We start from the raw sequence: 15,815 nt of genomic DNA on the forward strand, positions 1-15,815 counted from the left end.
CGAAGCCCGCCTGAACTCAATGTTCGGCGGGCTTCGTTTGACAGCTCTTAGCGCGCTTTATGCGCCGATTTCGTGCAGGATGTCGTCGCGGCTTTCGCGTTCGTCCAGATAGTCGGAGCGATAACCCGTGTGCACGCCCCAGTAGTAGTACAGCAGCGACACGACGGCTACCACGGCCATGTCCCAGCCATACGGCAACAGGCCGCTGCCGCCGAACTGCTTGCTGCCGATGAGCGACAACACCGCCATCGACGGCAGATAGCCGATCAGCCACCACGCCGCCTTGAGGTCACGACCCCAGCCGGCGAAACCCGTCTTGCTCTGGAAGTAGAAGTAGACGGGCAACGCAACCACCATCAGCAGAATGATGTGACCCGTCAGCGGCCACTTCGCCCAGTACAGCACGAGCGACGCGCACACGAAGGCGAACGGCGCGATCACGCCCATCATCGGCAACTTGAGCGGACGGTCGAGATCCGGCGCGGACCGGCGCAGCGCCATCAAGCTGATCGGGCCGGTCAGATACGAAATGACCGTCGCCACCGAAATGACCGCCGCGAGCGTGCCCCAGCCGCGGAAAAAGAACATGAAGATGAACGCGACGATCAGGTTGAACCACATTGCCTGACGCGGCACGCCGTAAAACGGATGCACATTGCCGAACATCTTCGGCATCGTGTTGTTGCGCTCCATCGCGTAGATCATGCGCGTGGTCGTCGCCATGTACGTCGTGCCGGTGCCGCTCGGGCTCACGAACGCGTCGATGTAAAGCAGCACGGCGAGCCAGTTCAGGTTCAGCGCGATCGCCAGTTCCGCGAACGGCGACGCGAAGTGGAAGTGCTTCCAGCCCTGCATCACGTCGCTCGGATTCACCGCGCCGATGTACGCAATCTGAAGCAGCACATAGATCACGAGCGCGATCAGGATGGACCCGACCACCGCGAACGGCACGCTGCGCGCGGGATTGCGCGCTTCCCCGGCCAGATTCACCGGGCTCTGGAAACCGTTGAAGCTGAACACGATGCCGCTCGTCGCGACCGCCGTCAGCACGGCAGGCCAGCCATACGGCGCGAAGCTCGACGCCGTGCCGAAGTTCTCGGCGTGAAAGCCCGTGAAGATGAGTCCGGCAATGGTCGCGCCCGGAATCAGGAACTTGAAGATGGTGATGGCCGTGTTTGCCCGCGCAAACACCTTCACGCCCCAGTAATTCAGCATGAAGTAGATGATGACGAGCAGCGCGGACAGCGCGAGTCCGCTCGTGGTGAGCGTCTCGTTGACGAAAAGCGCGTGCGCCCAGCCATAGGGCCACGTGCTCATGTACTGAATGGAGGCTTCCGCCTCGATCGGGATCACCGAGACAATGGCGATCCAATTGGCCCACGCCGCGATGAAGCCGACGAGCGCGCCGTGCGAGTAGCGCGCGTAGCGCACCATGCCGCCGGATTCGGGGAACATGGCGCCGAGCTCCGCGTACGTCAACGCGATGGCCAGAATGACGACCGCGCCGATCACCCATGCGCAGATGGCGGCCGGCCCGGCAATCTGCGACGCTTTCCACGCGCCGAACAGCCATCCCGAACCGATGATGGATCCCAGGCCGGTCAGCATCAGCGCCAACGGCCCGATATTTCTTTGTATCGAACTCTTCACGATCTTCTCCAATGTCTCGCGTCGCACGCGAGTCGAACACGGCTAGCGGCCGCATTCGCCGGGGTACCGGTAGAAACTGCCGGCGACACGGCGACGCTGGTGCAACCCCTCTAAACGAGGCGCGTAGTTTAACGGTTGCACCTTTCGAATGCAGCCCGTCGCGCGAATTTACGCATTTTTTGGCCGGGCGTCGCGACGTGGAGGCAGTGGAGAAACGAACAAGACAAAGGTACCGGAGCGCGTCTCAAAAAATCCCTTCAGACTGGTCGGATATTATTTGACCGCGAAATGGTTTCGCCGTATAAACCTTCTTGCAGGATTTCAAGTGGCGAGTGAAGTGGTTCTTTCGTAGTTCGCCATTACGGTACTCCGGTTGGTCCCATTGCCCCTTCCTTGATTTTCATGCACCCCTGGCTTCGGCCTTAATCATCAAATTTTTTGGAATAAGTAATATGGAAACCGGTACCGTCAAGTGGTTCAATGACGCAAAGGGCTTTGGCTTCATCACCCCGGATGGCGGCGGCGAAGACCTGTTCGCGCACTTCTCGGAAATCCGCATCGAAGGCTTCAAGACGCTTCAGGAAAACCAGAAGGTCAGCTACGAAGTCAAGACGGGCCCGAAGGGCAAGCAAGCTGCAAACATCAAGCCGGTCTAAGACCCGCCTGATCGAAAAAAACCCCGCATTCGCGGGGTTTTTGCTTTGGGCGCTCGAAAACGTCAGGGGATACGTCAGCCGAACACGCGCTGCGCGTAGATGCCCAGACCGGTCGCCACGCTCGCCAGGCGGTCGCCGAACACGGCTTGCGCGCCCGGGAACGCGGCGGCGAGCGCGTCCGAGAGAAAACGCAGGCCGGTCGTGCCGCCGGTGAAATAGACCGCGCCGACATCCGCCGCGCTCACGCCCGCGCGCTTCACCGTCTCCAGCGCGGCGTCCACGATGCGCCGCGTTTCGTCCTTTCCGGCGTCGATCAACTCCTGCTCGCCGAACGGCACGCGCAGCGCCTCCTCGATTTCCTCCATGTCGATCTCGGTCGCGCCGCCCGCCGACACGTCGATCTTCGCTTCTTCCGCGTGCGCGGTGAGCGCGTGGCCGAGCCGGCGATCCACCACGCGCATCAGCCGGTCGTGATGACGCGGATCGACATACAGATGACGCATCAGCTGCAACTCGCCCACGCGCTTCGGCGTGTAGACGGTGTTGATGAGGTGCCACGTCGCGAGGTCGAAGTAGACGCGGTTCGGCACTTCGCGGCCCTGCGGATCGAGCGCCTGATAGCCGAGTTGCCGGAGGATGGTCGCGAGCTCGACGCGCCGGTCGAAGTCCGTGCCGGCCACGTGTACGCCGTGATGCGCGAGCACATCGCTTTTGCGGTCCAGATGACGCGCCCGGTCCGGTCCCACGCGCACGAGCGAGAAGTCGGAGGTGCCGCCGCCGATATCCGCCACGAGCACCAGTCCCTCTTGCGTGAGGCGCGCTTCGTAGTCGAACGCCGCGGCGATCGGCTCGAACTGGAAATGAATCTCCCGGAAACCGACCGCGTGCGCGCACGCTTCGAGCTGCTGCTGCGCCATGCGGTCGGCGCGCGGATCGTCGTCGACGAAGAAAACGGGGCGGCCCAGCACGGCGCGCGTCAGCGGCTCGGATGCCACCGCCTGCGCCTTCTGCTTCAGATGTTGCAGGAAGAGCGTGATGACGTCCGTGTATTTGATCGCGGAGCCGTCGCCGAGATCGGTGACGTTGTCCGCGAGCGGCGAACCGAGAATGCTTTTCATCGAGCGCATCAGACGCCCGTCGAAGCCGTCGATGTACGCTTCGAGCGCCGCGCGGCCGTATGACTGCTGGTTCTCGTCGGTGTTGAAGAAGACGGCGGTCGGCAGTGTGGTCGCGTCGCCCTCGACGGGCGCGAGCCGCATGCGCAGGCCATCGGGCAGGGCGACGGCGGAGTTCGACGTGCCGAAATCGATCGCGCAGTAGGTCATGGGATTCGCGGCGGCGTTACGAAGCAACGCCGCGTATCAAAAAAACGTGGACGGCGTTTGTACCACGGAGACGCGCGGATCATCAATCGTTTGCACGCTAAATCTCGCCTACCGAGTTGATAAGGAAAAAGCGGAATGCAGCTTGCTCCCGGCTCTGCGTCGCTTCAACCGCCGACGGCCGGACCTCATGGACCCCACCACCGCACCCGAAGACACCCGCTCGGCAGCCACTTCGGGCGAGCGATCCGGCATCATCGAGACCGATCTTCCGGGGCGCCTCGATCGTCTGCCGTGGGGCCGCTTTCATACGCTGATCGTCTTCGCGCTCGGCATTACGTGGCTGCTCGACGGTCTGGAAGTCACGCTGGCGGGCGCGGTCGCGAGCGCGCTCAAATCCAGCCCGGTGTTGCGCTTCTCGAACGCCGACGTCGGCTTCGGCGGCAGCGCGTATATCGCGGGCGCGGTGCTCGGCGCGCTCGGCTTCGGCTGGCTCACTGACCGTCTCGGACGGCGCAAGCTCTTCTTCATCACGCTGTTTCTCTACGTCGCCGCGACCGCCGCGACGGCGTTTTCGTGGAATCTCGCCTCGTTCGTGCTGTTTCGCTTCCTCACGGGCGCGGGCATCGGCGGCGAATACACGGCCATCAATTCGACGATTCAGGAGTTCACGCCCGCCCGGTTGCGCGGCTGGACCGACCTCGCGATCAACGGCACGTTCTGGGTCGGCGCGGGCATCGGCGCGGCGGGGTCGCTGGTGCTCCTCGATCCCGGCATGCTGCCGCCGGACTGGGGATGGCGCGGCTGCTTTCTGATCGGCGCGGCGCTCGGCCTCACGATTCTCTTCATGCGGATGTGGGTGCCGGAAAGCCCGCGCTGGCTCATCACGCACAACCGCGAGGACGAAGCGCGGCGGGTGGTCGAAGAGATCGAAGCGCATTTCCGCGAGCACGGCGTGACCGTGCCGAATACGCCGGTCAAGCCGCTGCGCTTGCACGCCCGCGAACACACGCCGCTGCGCGAAGTCGCCGATACGCTCTTCAAGGTGCATCGGCGGCGCTCGCTCGTCGGGCTGACGCTGATGACCGCCCAGGCGTTCTTCTACAACGCGATCTTTTTCACGTACGCGCTCGTCTTGACGGACTTCTATCACGTGCCGGGCGATCGCATCGGCTGGTACGTGCTGCCGTTCGCCGCCGGCAATTTTCTCGGTCCCGTGCTGCTCGGCAAGCTGTTCGACGTGCTCGGCCGCCGCCGGATGATCGCGTTCACGTACGCGATGTCCGGTGTGCTGCTCACCATCAGCGGCTGGATGTTCACTCAAGGCATGCTCACCGTGACGACGCAGACCATCGCGTGGATGATCATTTTCTTTTTCGCGTCGGCTGCGGCGAGTTCGGCGTATCTGACGGTCAGCGAGACCTTTCCGCTTGAAATTCGGGCGCTGGCGATCGCCGTGTTCTACGCGTTCGGCACGGCGCTGGGCGGAATCATCGGGCCCGCGCTTTTCGGGCACTTGATCGATACGCACGAGCGCGGCGCGGTGTTCATCGGCTATCTGATCGGCTCGGCGCTGATGATCGCAGCGGCGGTGGTCGCGGGCATCTGGGGAGTCGCGGCAGAGCGCAAGTCGCTGGAGGACGTGGCCCGGCCGCTTTCCGCCGCCGACCCTCATTGACTCCGCGCGCTCAGCCGAACGCCTTGCCCGCGCGCCTTCGAACGCCGTTTCGCCGAGCGGCGCGCGGCGCGGTTTCCCGTTCGCGCGGCGTTTAGTTGAAGAAACTGGCGTCGCCAGGATGCCCCACGCTCACAGACGCCGCTACTTCGCCGAACGCCTTGCCGGGCGCGCCTTCGAACGCCGTCTCGCCCAGCGGCCGGCGCGTGGGCGGCGCGGTTTCGCGTTCGCGCAGGGTCTCGTCGAACAGACTGGCGTCGCCGTGATGCCCGACCGAAATCATCGCGCGCTCAGCCGAACGCCTTGCCCCACGCGCCTTCGAACGCCGTCTCGCCCAGTGGCCGGCGCGTGCGCGGCGCGGTTTCGCGTTCGCGCAGCGTTTCGTCGAGCAGACTGGCGTCGCCGTGATGCCCGACTGAGATCATCGCGATGATCTGTACGTCTTCCGGGACCGAAAACGCCGTCCGGAAGGCGTCGCGGTCGAAGCCGCCCATCTGATGCGCCGCCAGGTCGAGCGCGTGCGCCTGAAGCACGAGCGCCATCGCCGCCGCGCCGGTGTCGTAGACGGCCGCCTGATTCGGCTCGCCCTTTGGCGTCAACGTCGACGCGGTCACGCAGATCAGCAACGGAACGTTCGCGTTCCACTTCTGATTGAACGGCACGAGCGTGTCGAACGCGCGCTGAAACGCCGCTTCATCGCGATGACGGTCGAACACGACGAATCGCCACGGCTGCAGATTGCTCGACGACGGCGCCCAGCGGGCCGCTTCCAGCAACCGATGCAACTGCGCGCGGTCGACCGGCTGATCCGCATACGCACGCGGGCTCCAGCGGCCGGCGAGCAGATCGTGAATGTCGACATCGGTCGGTGCGGGTTTTGCACTCATGGCGTGAGTCCTTGTTTCGTTGAGATGGAAACGGCGCGCGCCGTTTATCCAAGCATAAACAAGGACGCCGCGTCATGCAGATGCAGGCCACCCGGCTCGCGTGAGGTGGCGGCCACGCCCGCCGACCGCGGCGCCCGGTCGATACGCAGCACCGCGAGCGCGGCATCATGCAGATTGACGCAAACGCAGCCCGAGTCACGTCGCGGCAACGCCCGCGGTCCGCCGCGCCCGATTGATCCGCAGCACTGCGAGCGCGGCGACGAGGCACAGGCCGCCGGAAATCATCGTGGCGACGGTGTAGCTGCCGAGGCTCGAACGCAGCATGCCGCCGCCGAGCGCCGCGAACGCCGCGCCGAGTTGATGCCCCGCGACGATCCAGCCGAAGACGATAGGCGCGGATTCCTTTCCGTAGACGTCCGTCGCGAGGCGGACGGTCGGCGGAACAGTGGCGATCCAGTCGAGTCCGTAAAATACCGCGAAGACCGGCAAACCAAAGAAGTCGATGCCGAACGCATACGGCAAATAAATCAGCGACAGCCCGCGCAGCCCGTAGTACCAGAAGAGCAGCACGCGCGCGTTGAAGCGGTCGGAGAGCCAGCCGGACAGCGTCGTGCCGAATAGATCGAAGATGCCCATGGCGGCGAGCAGTGTCGCGCCCTGCACTTGCGTCATGCCGTAATCGGCGCACATGGCGATCAGATGCGTGCCGACATAGCCGTTCGTGCTCGCGCCGCAGACGAAGAAGCTGAAAAAAAGCAGCCAGAAATCGCGCGTCTTGCTCGCCGACGACAACGCGCCAAACGCCACCTTGATCGGATTCTTCGGCGCGGCAGCGGCGGCGGGCGGTGTACCGGCGGACTCGCCGACGGGGCGCAGCGCGACATCCGCCGGACGCTCGGGAAGGAGCCACGCGACGAGCGGCAGCACGATCGCCGCCGCCGCCGCGACCACGATCACGACCGGCCGCCAGCCGTGATGCTCGGAAAGGGACGCGAGAAACGGCAGGAACACGAGCTGGCCGGTGGCCGAACTCGCCGTGAGAATGCCCATCGCGAGGCCGCGATGCGTGGTGAACCAGCGATTCACGACAGTCGCCGAAAGCGTCAGCGCCGCGACGCCCGTCGCGCCGCCCACCACCACGCCCCAAACGAGCACCATCTGCCACGGCGCGGTCATCATCGAAGAAAGGCCGACGCCCGCTGCGAGCGTCGCCAGCGCGGTGAGCAAGGTCGGACGCACACCGAAACGCTGCATCGCGGCGGCGGCGAACGGTCCGGTCAGGCCGTACAGCGCCAGGTTCACCGAAATGGCGAGGGAAATCGTGCCGCGCGACCAGCCGAACTGCTGTTCGAGCGGCAACATCATGACGCTCGGCGTGGCGCGCGTGCCGGCCGCCGCCAGCAGCACGAGAAACACGACGCCTACCGTCACCCATCCGTAGTGCATGCGGCCGTCAAGCCGTTTCGCTACCCAGTTCATCGCCGCTCCGCTTTCGTTGATGTTCTTCGTTACTGATCTGTCACATCGGAGTTGCGAGCTTAGTGACTGATCGGTAACATGTCAAGGCCAATGCAGATTTCGAGGAACCGACTTTGACACGATCATCCGCCGTTCAGCCCAAAGCCCCTGTCCGGCGTCAGGTCCGCACCGATGGCGCGACGGCGCAGGAACAGCTGCTCGACGCGGCGCAGGCGCTCTTTTATCGCGAAGGCGTGCGCGCGGTCGGCGTCGATGCCGTCGTGGAACGCGCCGGCGTCAACAAGATGAGCCTGTATCGGCGGTTCGCGTCGAAGGATGAACTCGTCGTCGCTTATCTGGAGCGCATGGACGACCGCTTCCGGCAGCGCCTGGAAGCGAGCTTCGACAAACAACCGGGCGAGCCGGCGAAACAACTCGTTCAGGCTTTCGATGATCTCGTCGAGCGCGCGTCCGCGCCGGATTATCGCGGTTGCCCGTTCGTGAATGTCTCCTGCGAGTTCGGCGATCCGGCGCACCCGGCGCGGCAGTTGGTCGAGCGAAACAAGCAGTATGTGATGACGCGCTTTATCGAAAAATGTCAGGCGGCCGGCGCGGAAGACGCGGTGGAACTGGCAGAATCGCTGGCGCTGCTTCTCGACGGCGTGTACGCGACGAGCCAGACTTATGGCCCCGGCTCCGGTCCGCTGCGCGCGGCATCGCGTTTGGCCCGCACGTTGATCGAAGCGGCGTCCATGCGCAGCACGGCTTGCCAAGGAAATCAGGAAAACTCATGAAGCACCGAAGCACCCGCGACGACGTGATCGCGGCCACCGAGCACTGGCTCACGCGGGCGGTCATCGGCCTGAATCTGTGTCCGTTCGCCAAGAGCGTGCACGTCAAGGGACAGATTCGTTACGTGGTGAGCGAAGCGCGGAGCGTGGAAGACGTGGTCGTTGAACTCGCCGACGAGTTGCGGCTCTTGCACGAGAGCGATCCGCAAGCCATCGACACGACGCTTTTCATCACGCCCGACGCCTTCGCGCTTTTCACCGATTACAACGATGCGCTCGTTTTTGCCGAGCGTCTTCTCGGCGAACTTCGGCTCGCGGGCGAGTTGCAGATTGCGAGCTTTCATCCGCATTATCAGTTCGAAGGCACCGAACCGGACGATATCGACAACTACACGAATCGCGCCCCGTTTCCCATCTTCCATTTGTTGCGCGAAGCGAGCATCGACCGCGCGGTCGCCGCGTTCCCCGACGCGGTGGACATCTACGAGCGCAATATCGAAACGCTGCGCCGCCTCGGGCACGACGGCTTCAAGGCATGGATGGACAAGCAGTAACTACTGCGTGAAGAAACGCTCGCGAAGCTCGTCGAGCCCGAGCGTTTCGAGAACATCCGACAGCCGCTGCGCCGGCCGGCCGCGCGGCAAGTCCTTGAACTGGGCAATAATGAGTTCGTTCTTCATCGAATGCTCCCAGCCCACGAGTTCCGTCACGCTGACCTGATAGCCATGCGACTCCAGTTGCAGGCACCGCAGCACGTTGGTGATCTGGCTCCCGAATTCGCGCGTGTGCAGCGGATGCCGCCACATTTCGGTCAGCACATTTTTCGACAGCGCGTGTCCCTTGTTCTTGCGCAGCACTGACGCGACCTCCGCCTGACAGCACGGCACCACGACGATGTACTTCGCCTTCTTCTGTAGAGCGAAATGGATGGCGTCATCCGTTGCGGTATTACATGCGTGCAGCGCGGTGACGACATCGACCGATTCTGGCAACTGCTGCGAATGAATCGATTCGGCCACCGACAGATTCAGGAACGACATGCGATCGAAGCCCAGCCGCCGCGCCAATTCCTCCGACTTTTCTACCAGTTCCTCGCGCGTCTCTATGCCATAGATGTGTGACCGATCGCGCAGATTCTTGAAGAAGAGATCGTAGAGAATGAAGCCGAGGTAAGACTTCCCTGCTCCGTGATCGACAAGCGACACGGACCCTTGCCGTTGATGCACGTCGGCCAGAAGCGGTTCGATGAACTGAAACAAGTGATAGACCTGTTTCAGTTTGCGACGGCTGTCCTGATTCATCTTGCCGTCACGCGTGAGGATGTGCAGTTCCTTCAGCAGTTCGATCGACTGGCCTGGGCGGATTTCGTGCTTGCTTTGCGAATCGGACGCGCCGGGAGACGCGGCAGTGGACTTCTTGGCCATCGTAATCAGTGACTGGAGTGTGAAAAGCGGAGCATGTTTGCGCCGAATGTGCGCTAACCGCTGGTTCTGCCGTCTCAAAAGAGGAAGTTTACCCAAAAGCGCAGAAACGCTCCGGTTCCGCCTGACGGTCGAGTGGCAAAACGTGACCTGATGAAGCGCGTGGAACAGATTGTGCATCGTCCGGCAATGAGGCCATTGATACAGACAGCACACGAGGCGGCCTAGAAGATCGCACGACGATGCAGCACAGGTTGAAGCAACAAGCTGGGTAGCAAAGCCGCGTCTCGCAACGCTCAAGTTGTCACCGCGTACGGCTCTGTTACGTAACACCTAACGCACAGCGCGGCGATGCGACTCGCCGGCGCCATGATCAAGAGAGGACGGCGATGGATGCGATCCCGGACAAGAAAGCAGAAAAGCAGTTTCAGGAGATGCTTGCGGCACTGACCGCGATGCCGGCGTGGAGCGAGAAGCAGCAACTCGAACTAGAGATGGCACGAGAGATTTCCGTGGAAATGTTGCGCATAGCCGAATCGATGCGCGACGGCTCCACCGACATCGAAACGTGCCTGACGATGCTCAAGTACGCCAAGGTGATGGACTTCGTTCTGACGACGCTCGCGTCGCGGCGGGACATTGCCCCGCAGACGCTGCGCGTGATCTTCAAGCTAGCCGGCCTGAAGGTCGACGAAGCCTATCCGGGCTGACGCCGCCGTTTCCGCCCGAAGCCGGCCCGCCTTTCACGACGCGCCGGCTTCATGCCTTGCGTTTCGTCATGAGCCGTGCCGCCGAATTGCGCATGTGCCGCTGCATCGCGGCCTGAGCCTGAACCGCGTCGCGCGCTTCGAGCGCCTCAAGAATGTCGCGATGCTCCGTCAGCGCGGCGGCCCACGTTTCTTCCCCTTCGAAATGTCCCCGAAGCGTCGATGACAGCGGGCTATGCCGCTCGTCGTAGAGTGCGCCGACCGTTCGCACGAGCACGTCGTTGCCGGACATCTGCGCAATCGCGACGTGAAACGCGCGGTCCGCGCTCATCGGCACGAGGCCGTTTTCCACTTCCCGCGCCATCGTTTCGTACACCGTACGCAGCGCCTTGAGCGCCTTCGGCCGGGCGAACGGCGCGACGCTCGCGGCGATCGCGCCTTCGATCACACTGCGCGCGTTCATGATCTCGATCGGGCTTTCGCCCAGCTCGGCCTCGGTGCGCGGCGGCTTGAGCGCGGGCGTCGCGCAGATATAGACGCCCGAGCCCATGCGAATCTCGACGCGCCCTTCGAGTTCGAGCGCGACCAGCGCCTCGCGCACGGACGGCCGCGACACGCCGAGCGTCTGCGCCAGTTCGCGCTCCGAAGGCAGCCGGCCGTTCGGCGCGAAATCCTTCTGCTCGATCAAGCCGCGCAGTTTGTCGGCGATCTGCAAATAAAGACGGCGCGTCTCCGGGGCTTTTACGCTCACGTGCTGGCTCCTGAAAGCTCGGGGAAAACGTGGATTGTAATCAGGCGAGGCGCTCAAGCACCGTATGCAGGCGGTTCAGCGAACATTCGATGCTTACAAGTGGCTTGACCAATCGAGAATCTAGCCACTAGTATGCGATGTGGTCAGGCCAAACGGCCACCTTTTTTTGGTTCGCGCTGGAACCGTTTCCAAGCAAGCGCACCGAGTCCCGCACGCGCACCAACGCGGGCATGGCGAATGCACCGCACGACGTGAGCGACGCAATCATGAACAATCCGATTCTCCAGTTCGGCACGAGCCGCTTCCTGCAAGCGCACGTGGACTTTTTTGTCGCCGAAGCGGCGCGGCGCGACCCGTCCAAAGCGCTCGGCAAAATCACGGTCGTGCAGACGACATCGAATGCCGAGAGCCGCGCGCGCACGGATGCCCTGCGGGCAACCGGGCGCTATCCGGTGCGTATTCGCGGACGTCGCGGCGACGAGACTGTCGACGTCACGATCGAATGCGATTCGATCAGCGAGGCGCTGCACGCCAGCGAAGCCTGGCCGCTGCTTCTGCAACGCACCGAGCGCGACGTGAAGGTGATCGTCTCGAACACGGCAGATGCCGGTTACGCACTCTTCGACGAAGACACCGCCGACCTGCTCGAAGGCCGCCGCACGCCGCGCGGCTTCGCGGCGAAGCTCGCCGTGCTGCTGCATGCGCGCTTTCGCGCCGGTGCAGCGCCGATCACCTTGCTGCCCTGCGAACTCATCTCCCACAACGGCGATACGCTGCGCGATCTCGTATGCGGCATCGCGCGTGGCTGGAATACGGATGACGCGTTCATCCGCTATCTGACCGACGATTGCGTCTGGGTCAATTCGCTAGTCGACCGTATCGTGTCGGAGCCGATCGTGCCGGTCGGTGCGATCGCCGAGCCGTACGCGTTGTGGGCCATCGAGCGGCAGCCGCGCATGGTGTTGCCGTGCGAGCACGAAGACATGGTCGTGACCGACGATCTTGCGCACTACGAACGACTCAAGCTGCTGCTGCTGAATCTCGGCCACACGATGCTCGCCGAACTCTGGCGCACGCGCGACGGCGCGCCGGATATGACCGTGCTCGATGCAATGCGCGACCCCGCTTATCGCGATCCGCTGGAGACAATCTGGCGCGACGAAGTGTTACCTGTCTTCACGGCGCTCGGCCAACACGACGTCGCGACGGCGTATCTCGCGAGCGTGCGCGACCGCTTCGAGAACCCGTTTCTCGTGCATCGGCTCGCGGACATCGCGCGTAATCACGAGGAAAAGAAGGTCCGGCGCTTTCAGCCGGTCATCGATCTGGCAGGCGAACTGAAGCTCGATATCGGGCAGAAGCGGCTGCGCGAGGCATTGCAGGCGACGACAACACCCTGAACCCGGCGCGCGAGTCCGCCTCAGAAGCGGACAGCGTCGCTGATTTTTAATGAACACGGCTCGCCGCACTGGCATTGCGGACGCGCCGGAACAAACGAAGTGACGCTCTCAGGAGGAGACAACAATGCGCAAAATGCGTTGGGTAGTGATATTTCTGGCCTTTCTGGCCATCGCGATCAATTACATTGACCGGGCAAACCTCGCGGTCGCCGCGCCTCAGATCGAAAAGGCGCTCGGCATCGGACCGGCGGAGATGGGCTTCATCCTGAGCGGATTTTTCTGGACTTACGCGCTCATGCAGATGCCGTTCGGCTGGTTTGTCGATCGCGTCGGCGCGCGCATTGCGTTGCCGCTGGCGGTCGGCTGGTGGTCGGTGTTCACGGCGCTGACCGCGGTCGCCACGAGCGTCTCGGGCATGTTCGGCTGCCGGCTGATGCTCGGTATTGGCGAGGCGGGCGCGTATCCTTCGTGCGCGAAACTCGTGTCGCAATGGTTCACGAAAGCGCAGCGCGCGTTCGCGACCAGCATTTTCGATAGCGGCTCGCGCGTCGGCTCGGCGCTGTCGATTCCCGTTGTCGCGCTGATTATCAGCTCGTTCGGCTGGGAAGCGTCGTTCGTCATCACTGGCGTGCTCGGCTTCGTGTGGATTCTCGGCTGGTTCCTGATTTATCGAAACAAGTCGAAGGGCGATCTCACCGGCGAAGTGGATCTGCCGCCGCAACCGGTCGCCCCGAAGAACAAGGTGTCGTGGGCCTCGCTTTTCAAGTACCGCACGCTGTGGGGCATGATGCTCGGCTTCTTCTGCCTCAACTTCGTGATTTACTTCTTCATCACGTGGTTTCCCAGCTATCTGGTGCAGGCGCATGGTTTCTCGCTGAAATCGCTCGGCACGCTGGGCACCATTCCCGCGCTGATGTCGATTCCGGGCGGCTGGCTCGGCGGCTTCGTCTCGGACTCGCTGTTCAAGCGCGGCTGGAGCCTCACCGCAGCGCGCAAGACCTGCATGGTCGGCGGCATGCTGGTCTCGTCGGTCATCACGCTGTCGGCGTTCGTGTCGAACATCTATCTGATGCTTGCGTTCTTCGGCATTGCTTACGCGAGCCTCGCGTTTGCGGCCGCCAGCATCTGGTCCCTTCCGAGCGACGTCGCGCCGACGCCCGATCACGTCGCGTCGATCGGCGGCATTCAGAACTTCGCGTCGAACCTGGCGGGCATCGTCATCACGACGTTCACCGGCGTGATGCTCGCGCTGACCAAGGGCTCGTTCGTCATTCCGCTGTGCGTCGCGGGCGGCTTCTGCTTCCTTGGCGCGTTCAGCTATCTTGTGATTGTCGGCAAGATCGAGCCGCTCGATGAAGCGGACAAGCGTGCCGTCGCCGGCGAGCAAACACCTTCTACCGTCTAAGAAAGATCATGTCCACCCTTTCCAACGACCATGCGGTCATCCGGCTGCATCCGAAAGACGACGTCGTGATCGCGACGCGTCAGCTGCTCTCCGGCGCGCGCATCGCGTCGGAGGATCTCGTCGTGACCGGGCTGATTCCGCCGGGCCACAAGATCGCCACGCGCGCGATCGCGGCCGGCGAGCCCGTGAAACGCTACAACCAGATCATCGGCGTGGCGAAAGAGGCGATTGCGCGCGGCCAGCACGTGCACACGCAAAATCTGTCCATGGCGGATTTCGCGCGTGAGCACGAGTTCGGCATCGACAAGCATCCGACGCCTTTCGTCGATACGCCGGCTACGTTCATGGGGATCCGCCGTGACGACGGGCGCGTCGCCACGCGCAACTTCGTGGGCGTGCTGACGAGCGTGAACTGCTCGGCGACGGTCGCCCGCGCGATCGCGGATCACTTCCGGCGCGACGTGCATCCGGAAGTGCTGGCGGATTATCCGAACGTCGATGGCGTGATCGCGCTCACGCATGGCCTGGGATGCGGCATCGACATGCAGGGCGAAGGGCTCGGCATTCTGCGCCGGACGCTGGCCGGGTACGCGGTGCATCCGAACTTTCATTCGGTGCTGTTCGTCGGGCTGGGTTGCGAGACCAATCAGATCGGCGGCGTGCTGGAATCGGCTGGACTGAAGGACGGCGAGCGGCTGCGCAGCTTCACGATTCAGGACAGCGGCGGCACGCGGAAGACGATCGAGCGCGGTATCGCGATGGTGAAGGAAATGCTCGCGGACGCAAACCGCGCGCAGCGCGAGCCGGTGCCAGCGTCGCATTTGATCGTGGGATTGCAGTGTGGCGGCTCCGACGGCTATTCCGGTATTTCCGCGAATCCGGCGCTCGGCGCGGCGGTCGACAAGCTCGTGGCGCACGGCGGCACGGCGATTCTTTCCGAAACGCCCGAAGTGTACGGCGCGGAGCATTTGCTGACGCGGCGTGCGATTAGCCGCGAAGTCGGCGAAAAGCTGCTGGCGCGCATCAAGTGGTGGGAAGGCTATTGCGAACGCAACGGCGCGGCGATGGACAACAACCCGTCGGCGGGCAACAAGGTCGGCGGGCTGACGACGATTCTCGAAAAATCGCTCGGCGCGGTCGCGAAAGGCGGCACGACGAATCTCGTCGAGGTGTATGAATATGCGCAGCGCGTCGACGCGAAAGGCTTCGTGTTCATGGATTCGCCCGGCTACGATCCGATGTCCGCGACCGGCCAGGTGGCGTCCGGCGCGAACCTGATCTGCTTCACGACCGGTCGCGGCTCGGCTTACGGCTGCGCGCCGTCGCCATCGCTCAAACTCGCGACGAACACGGCGCTATGGGAGCGGCAGGAAGACGACATGGATATCAACTGCGGCGGCGTGATCGACGGAACCGCGACGATCGATCAACTCGGCGACGAGATCTTCCAGATGATGCTCGACTGTGCTTCCGGCGTGCCGTCGAAGAGCGAGCAGCACGGGTACGGGCAGAGCGAATTCGTGCCTTGGCAGGTGGGCGTCGTGACCTGATTAGTCGTTGTAGCGTGGTGTGCGGTTGAACGGCGCACCATTCGCTGGAGAGCTTGCGCGACCGGTTGCGCGGCCACAGGCTCTCGTCTACATACCAATCGGTGACATTTGCTCGAAAACCAGGCGCCAGTTGCGCTCCAGC

Annotated in this window: 15 protein-coding genes; 8 read left to right on the top strand and 7 right to left on the bottom strand. The window is 63.4% G+C overall.

Annotated elements, in window-relative coordinates; genetic code table 11:
* Positions 1 to 57 precede the first annotated feature (57 nt).
* Complete coding sequence (locus GV035_RS22215; protein ID WP_159837092.1) at positions 58 to 1,650, bottom strand: APC family permease; 1,593 nt, start codon at positions 1,648 to 1,650, stop codon at positions 58 to 60.
* A gap of 452 nt (positions 1,651 to 2,102) precedes the next feature.
* Here GV035_RS22215 and GV035_RS22220 point away from each other — a divergent pair, with 452 nt between their 5' ends.
* Complete coding sequence (locus GV035_RS22220; protein ID WP_007000074.1) at positions 2,103 to 2,306, top strand: cold-shock protein; 204 nt, start codon at positions 2,103 to 2,105, stop codon at positions 2,304 to 2,306.
* A gap of 74 nt (positions 2,307 to 2,380) precedes the next feature.
* Here GV035_RS22220 and GV035_RS22225 read toward each other — a convergent pair whose 3' ends face one another.
* Positions 2,381 to 3,631, bottom strand: a complete 1,251-nt coding sequence (locus GV035_RS22225) for an Hsp70 family protein (RefSeq protein WP_159837093.1) — start codon at positions 3,629 to 3,631, stop codon at positions 2,381 to 2,383.
* A gap of 187 nt (positions 3,632 to 3,818) precedes the next feature.
* On the opposite strand from GV035_RS22225, the gene GV035_RS22230 reads away from it, so the two are divergent.
* Positions 3,819 to 5,306: an MFS transporter gene (locus tag GV035_RS22230; protein WP_201304015.1), complete on the top strand. Its 1,488-nt coding sequence runs from the start codon at positions 3,819 to 3,821 to the stop codon at positions 5,304 to 5,306.
* 91 nt (positions 5,307 to 5,397) lie between these two features.
* Here the strand turns inward: GV035_RS22230 and GV035_RS29175 are convergent, their stop codons facing one another.
* The 3 genes from GV035_RS29175 to GV035_RS22245 all read right to left on the bottom strand — a co-directional run bounded on the left by GV035_RS29175 (position 5,398) and on the right by GV035_RS22245 (position 7,669).
* Positions 5,398 to 5,586: a hypothetical protein gene (locus GV035_RS29175; protein WP_201304016.1), complete on the bottom strand. Its 189-nt coding sequence runs from the start codon at positions 5,584 to 5,586 to the stop codon at positions 5,398 to 5,400.
* Positions 5,587 to 5,593: 7 nt separating this feature from the next.
* Positions 5,594 to 6,190 (bottom strand): nitroreductase family protein, encoded by a 597-nt coding sequence (locus GV035_RS22240; RefSeq protein WP_159837094.1) that lies wholly within the window; start codon positions 6,188 to 6,190, stop codon positions 5,594 to 5,596.
* A gap of 195 nt (positions 6,191 to 6,385) precedes the next feature.
* Positions 6,386 to 7,669, bottom strand: coding sequence for an MFS transporter (locus GV035_RS22245; RefSeq protein ID WP_159837095.1), 1,284 nt, complete (start codon positions 7,667 to 7,669; stop codon positions 6,386 to 6,388).
* Between the two features lie 113 nt (positions 7,670 to 7,782).
* Here GV035_RS22245 and GV035_RS22250 point away from each other — a divergent pair, with 113 nt between their 5' ends.
* Together GV035_RS22250 and GV035_RS22255 are read left to right on the top strand one after the other, a co-directional pair.
* The gene (locus GV035_RS22250) at positions 7,783 to 8,442 is read left to right on the top strand and encodes a TetR/AcrR family transcriptional regulator (protein ID WP_159837096.1); all 660 of its coding nucleotides are present in this window, start codon (positions 7,783 to 7,785) and stop codon (positions 8,440 to 8,442) included.
* The gene (locus GV035_RS22255; RefSeq protein ID WP_159837097.1) at positions 8,439 to 8,993 is read left to right on the top strand and encodes a DUF1415 domain-containing protein; all 555 of its coding nucleotides are present in this window, start codon (positions 8,439 to 8,441) and stop codon (positions 8,991 to 8,993) included. Before GV035_RS22250 ends, GV035_RS22255 begins: the two co-directional genes overlap by 4 nt.
* Here GV035_RS22255 and GV035_RS22260 read toward each other — a convergent pair whose 3' ends face one another.
* Positions 8,994 to 9,863, bottom strand: a complete 870-nt coding sequence (locus GV035_RS22260) for a class I SAM-dependent methyltransferase (RefSeq protein WP_159837098.1) — start codon at positions 9,861 to 9,863, stop codon at positions 8,994 to 8,996. It lies immediately after the preceding gene.
* A gap of 386 nt (positions 9,864 to 10,249) precedes the next feature.
* Here GV035_RS22260 and GV035_RS22265 point away from each other — a divergent pair, with 386 nt between their 5' ends.
* Positions 10,250 to 10,570, top strand: coding sequence for a DNA-binding protein (locus tag GV035_RS22265; protein ID WP_159837099.1), 321 nt, complete (start codon positions 10,250 to 10,252; stop codon positions 10,568 to 10,570).
* Positions 10,571 to 10,619: 49 nt separating this feature from the next.
* On the opposite strand, the gene GV035_RS22270 is transcribed toward GV035_RS22265, so the two are convergent.
* The gene (locus GV035_RS22270) at positions 10,620 to 11,318 is read right to left on the bottom strand and encodes a FadR/GntR family transcriptional regulator (RefSeq protein WP_159837100.1); all 699 of its coding nucleotides are present in this window, start codon (positions 11,316 to 11,318) and stop codon (positions 10,620 to 10,622) included.
* 266 nt (positions 11,319 to 11,584) lie between these two features.
* On the opposite strand from GV035_RS22270, the gene GV035_RS22275 reads away from it, so the two are divergent.
* The 3 genes from GV035_RS22275 to GV035_RS22285 all read left to right on the top strand — a co-directional run bounded on the left by GV035_RS22275 (position 11,585) and on the right by GV035_RS22285 (position 15,673).
* Complete coding sequence (locus GV035_RS22275; protein WP_159837101.1) at positions 11,585 to 12,718, top strand: mannitol dehydrogenase family protein; 1,134 nt, start codon at positions 11,585 to 11,587, stop codon at positions 12,716 to 12,718.
* A 124-nt stretch (positions 12,719 to 12,842) separates the two neighbouring features.
* On the top strand, positions 12,843 to 14,123 hold the full coding sequence (locus GV035_RS22280) for an MFS transporter (protein ID WP_159837102.1): 1,281 nt from the start codon (positions 12,843 to 12,845) through the stop codon (positions 14,121 to 14,123).
* A gap of 8 nt (positions 14,124 to 14,131) precedes the next feature.
* Positions 14,132 to 15,673 (top strand): UxaA family hydrolase, encoded by a 1,542-nt coding sequence (locus GV035_RS22285; RefSeq protein ID WP_159837103.1) that lies wholly within the window; start codon positions 14,132 to 14,134, stop codon positions 15,671 to 15,673.
* Positions 15,674 to 15,815: the final 142 nt, after the last annotated feature.

This window comes from Burkholderia sp. 8Y, from assembly GCF_902506145.1.
Taxonomy (GTDB): domain Bacteria; phylum Pseudomonadota; class Gammaproteobacteria; order Burkholderiales; family Burkholderiaceae; genus Caballeronia.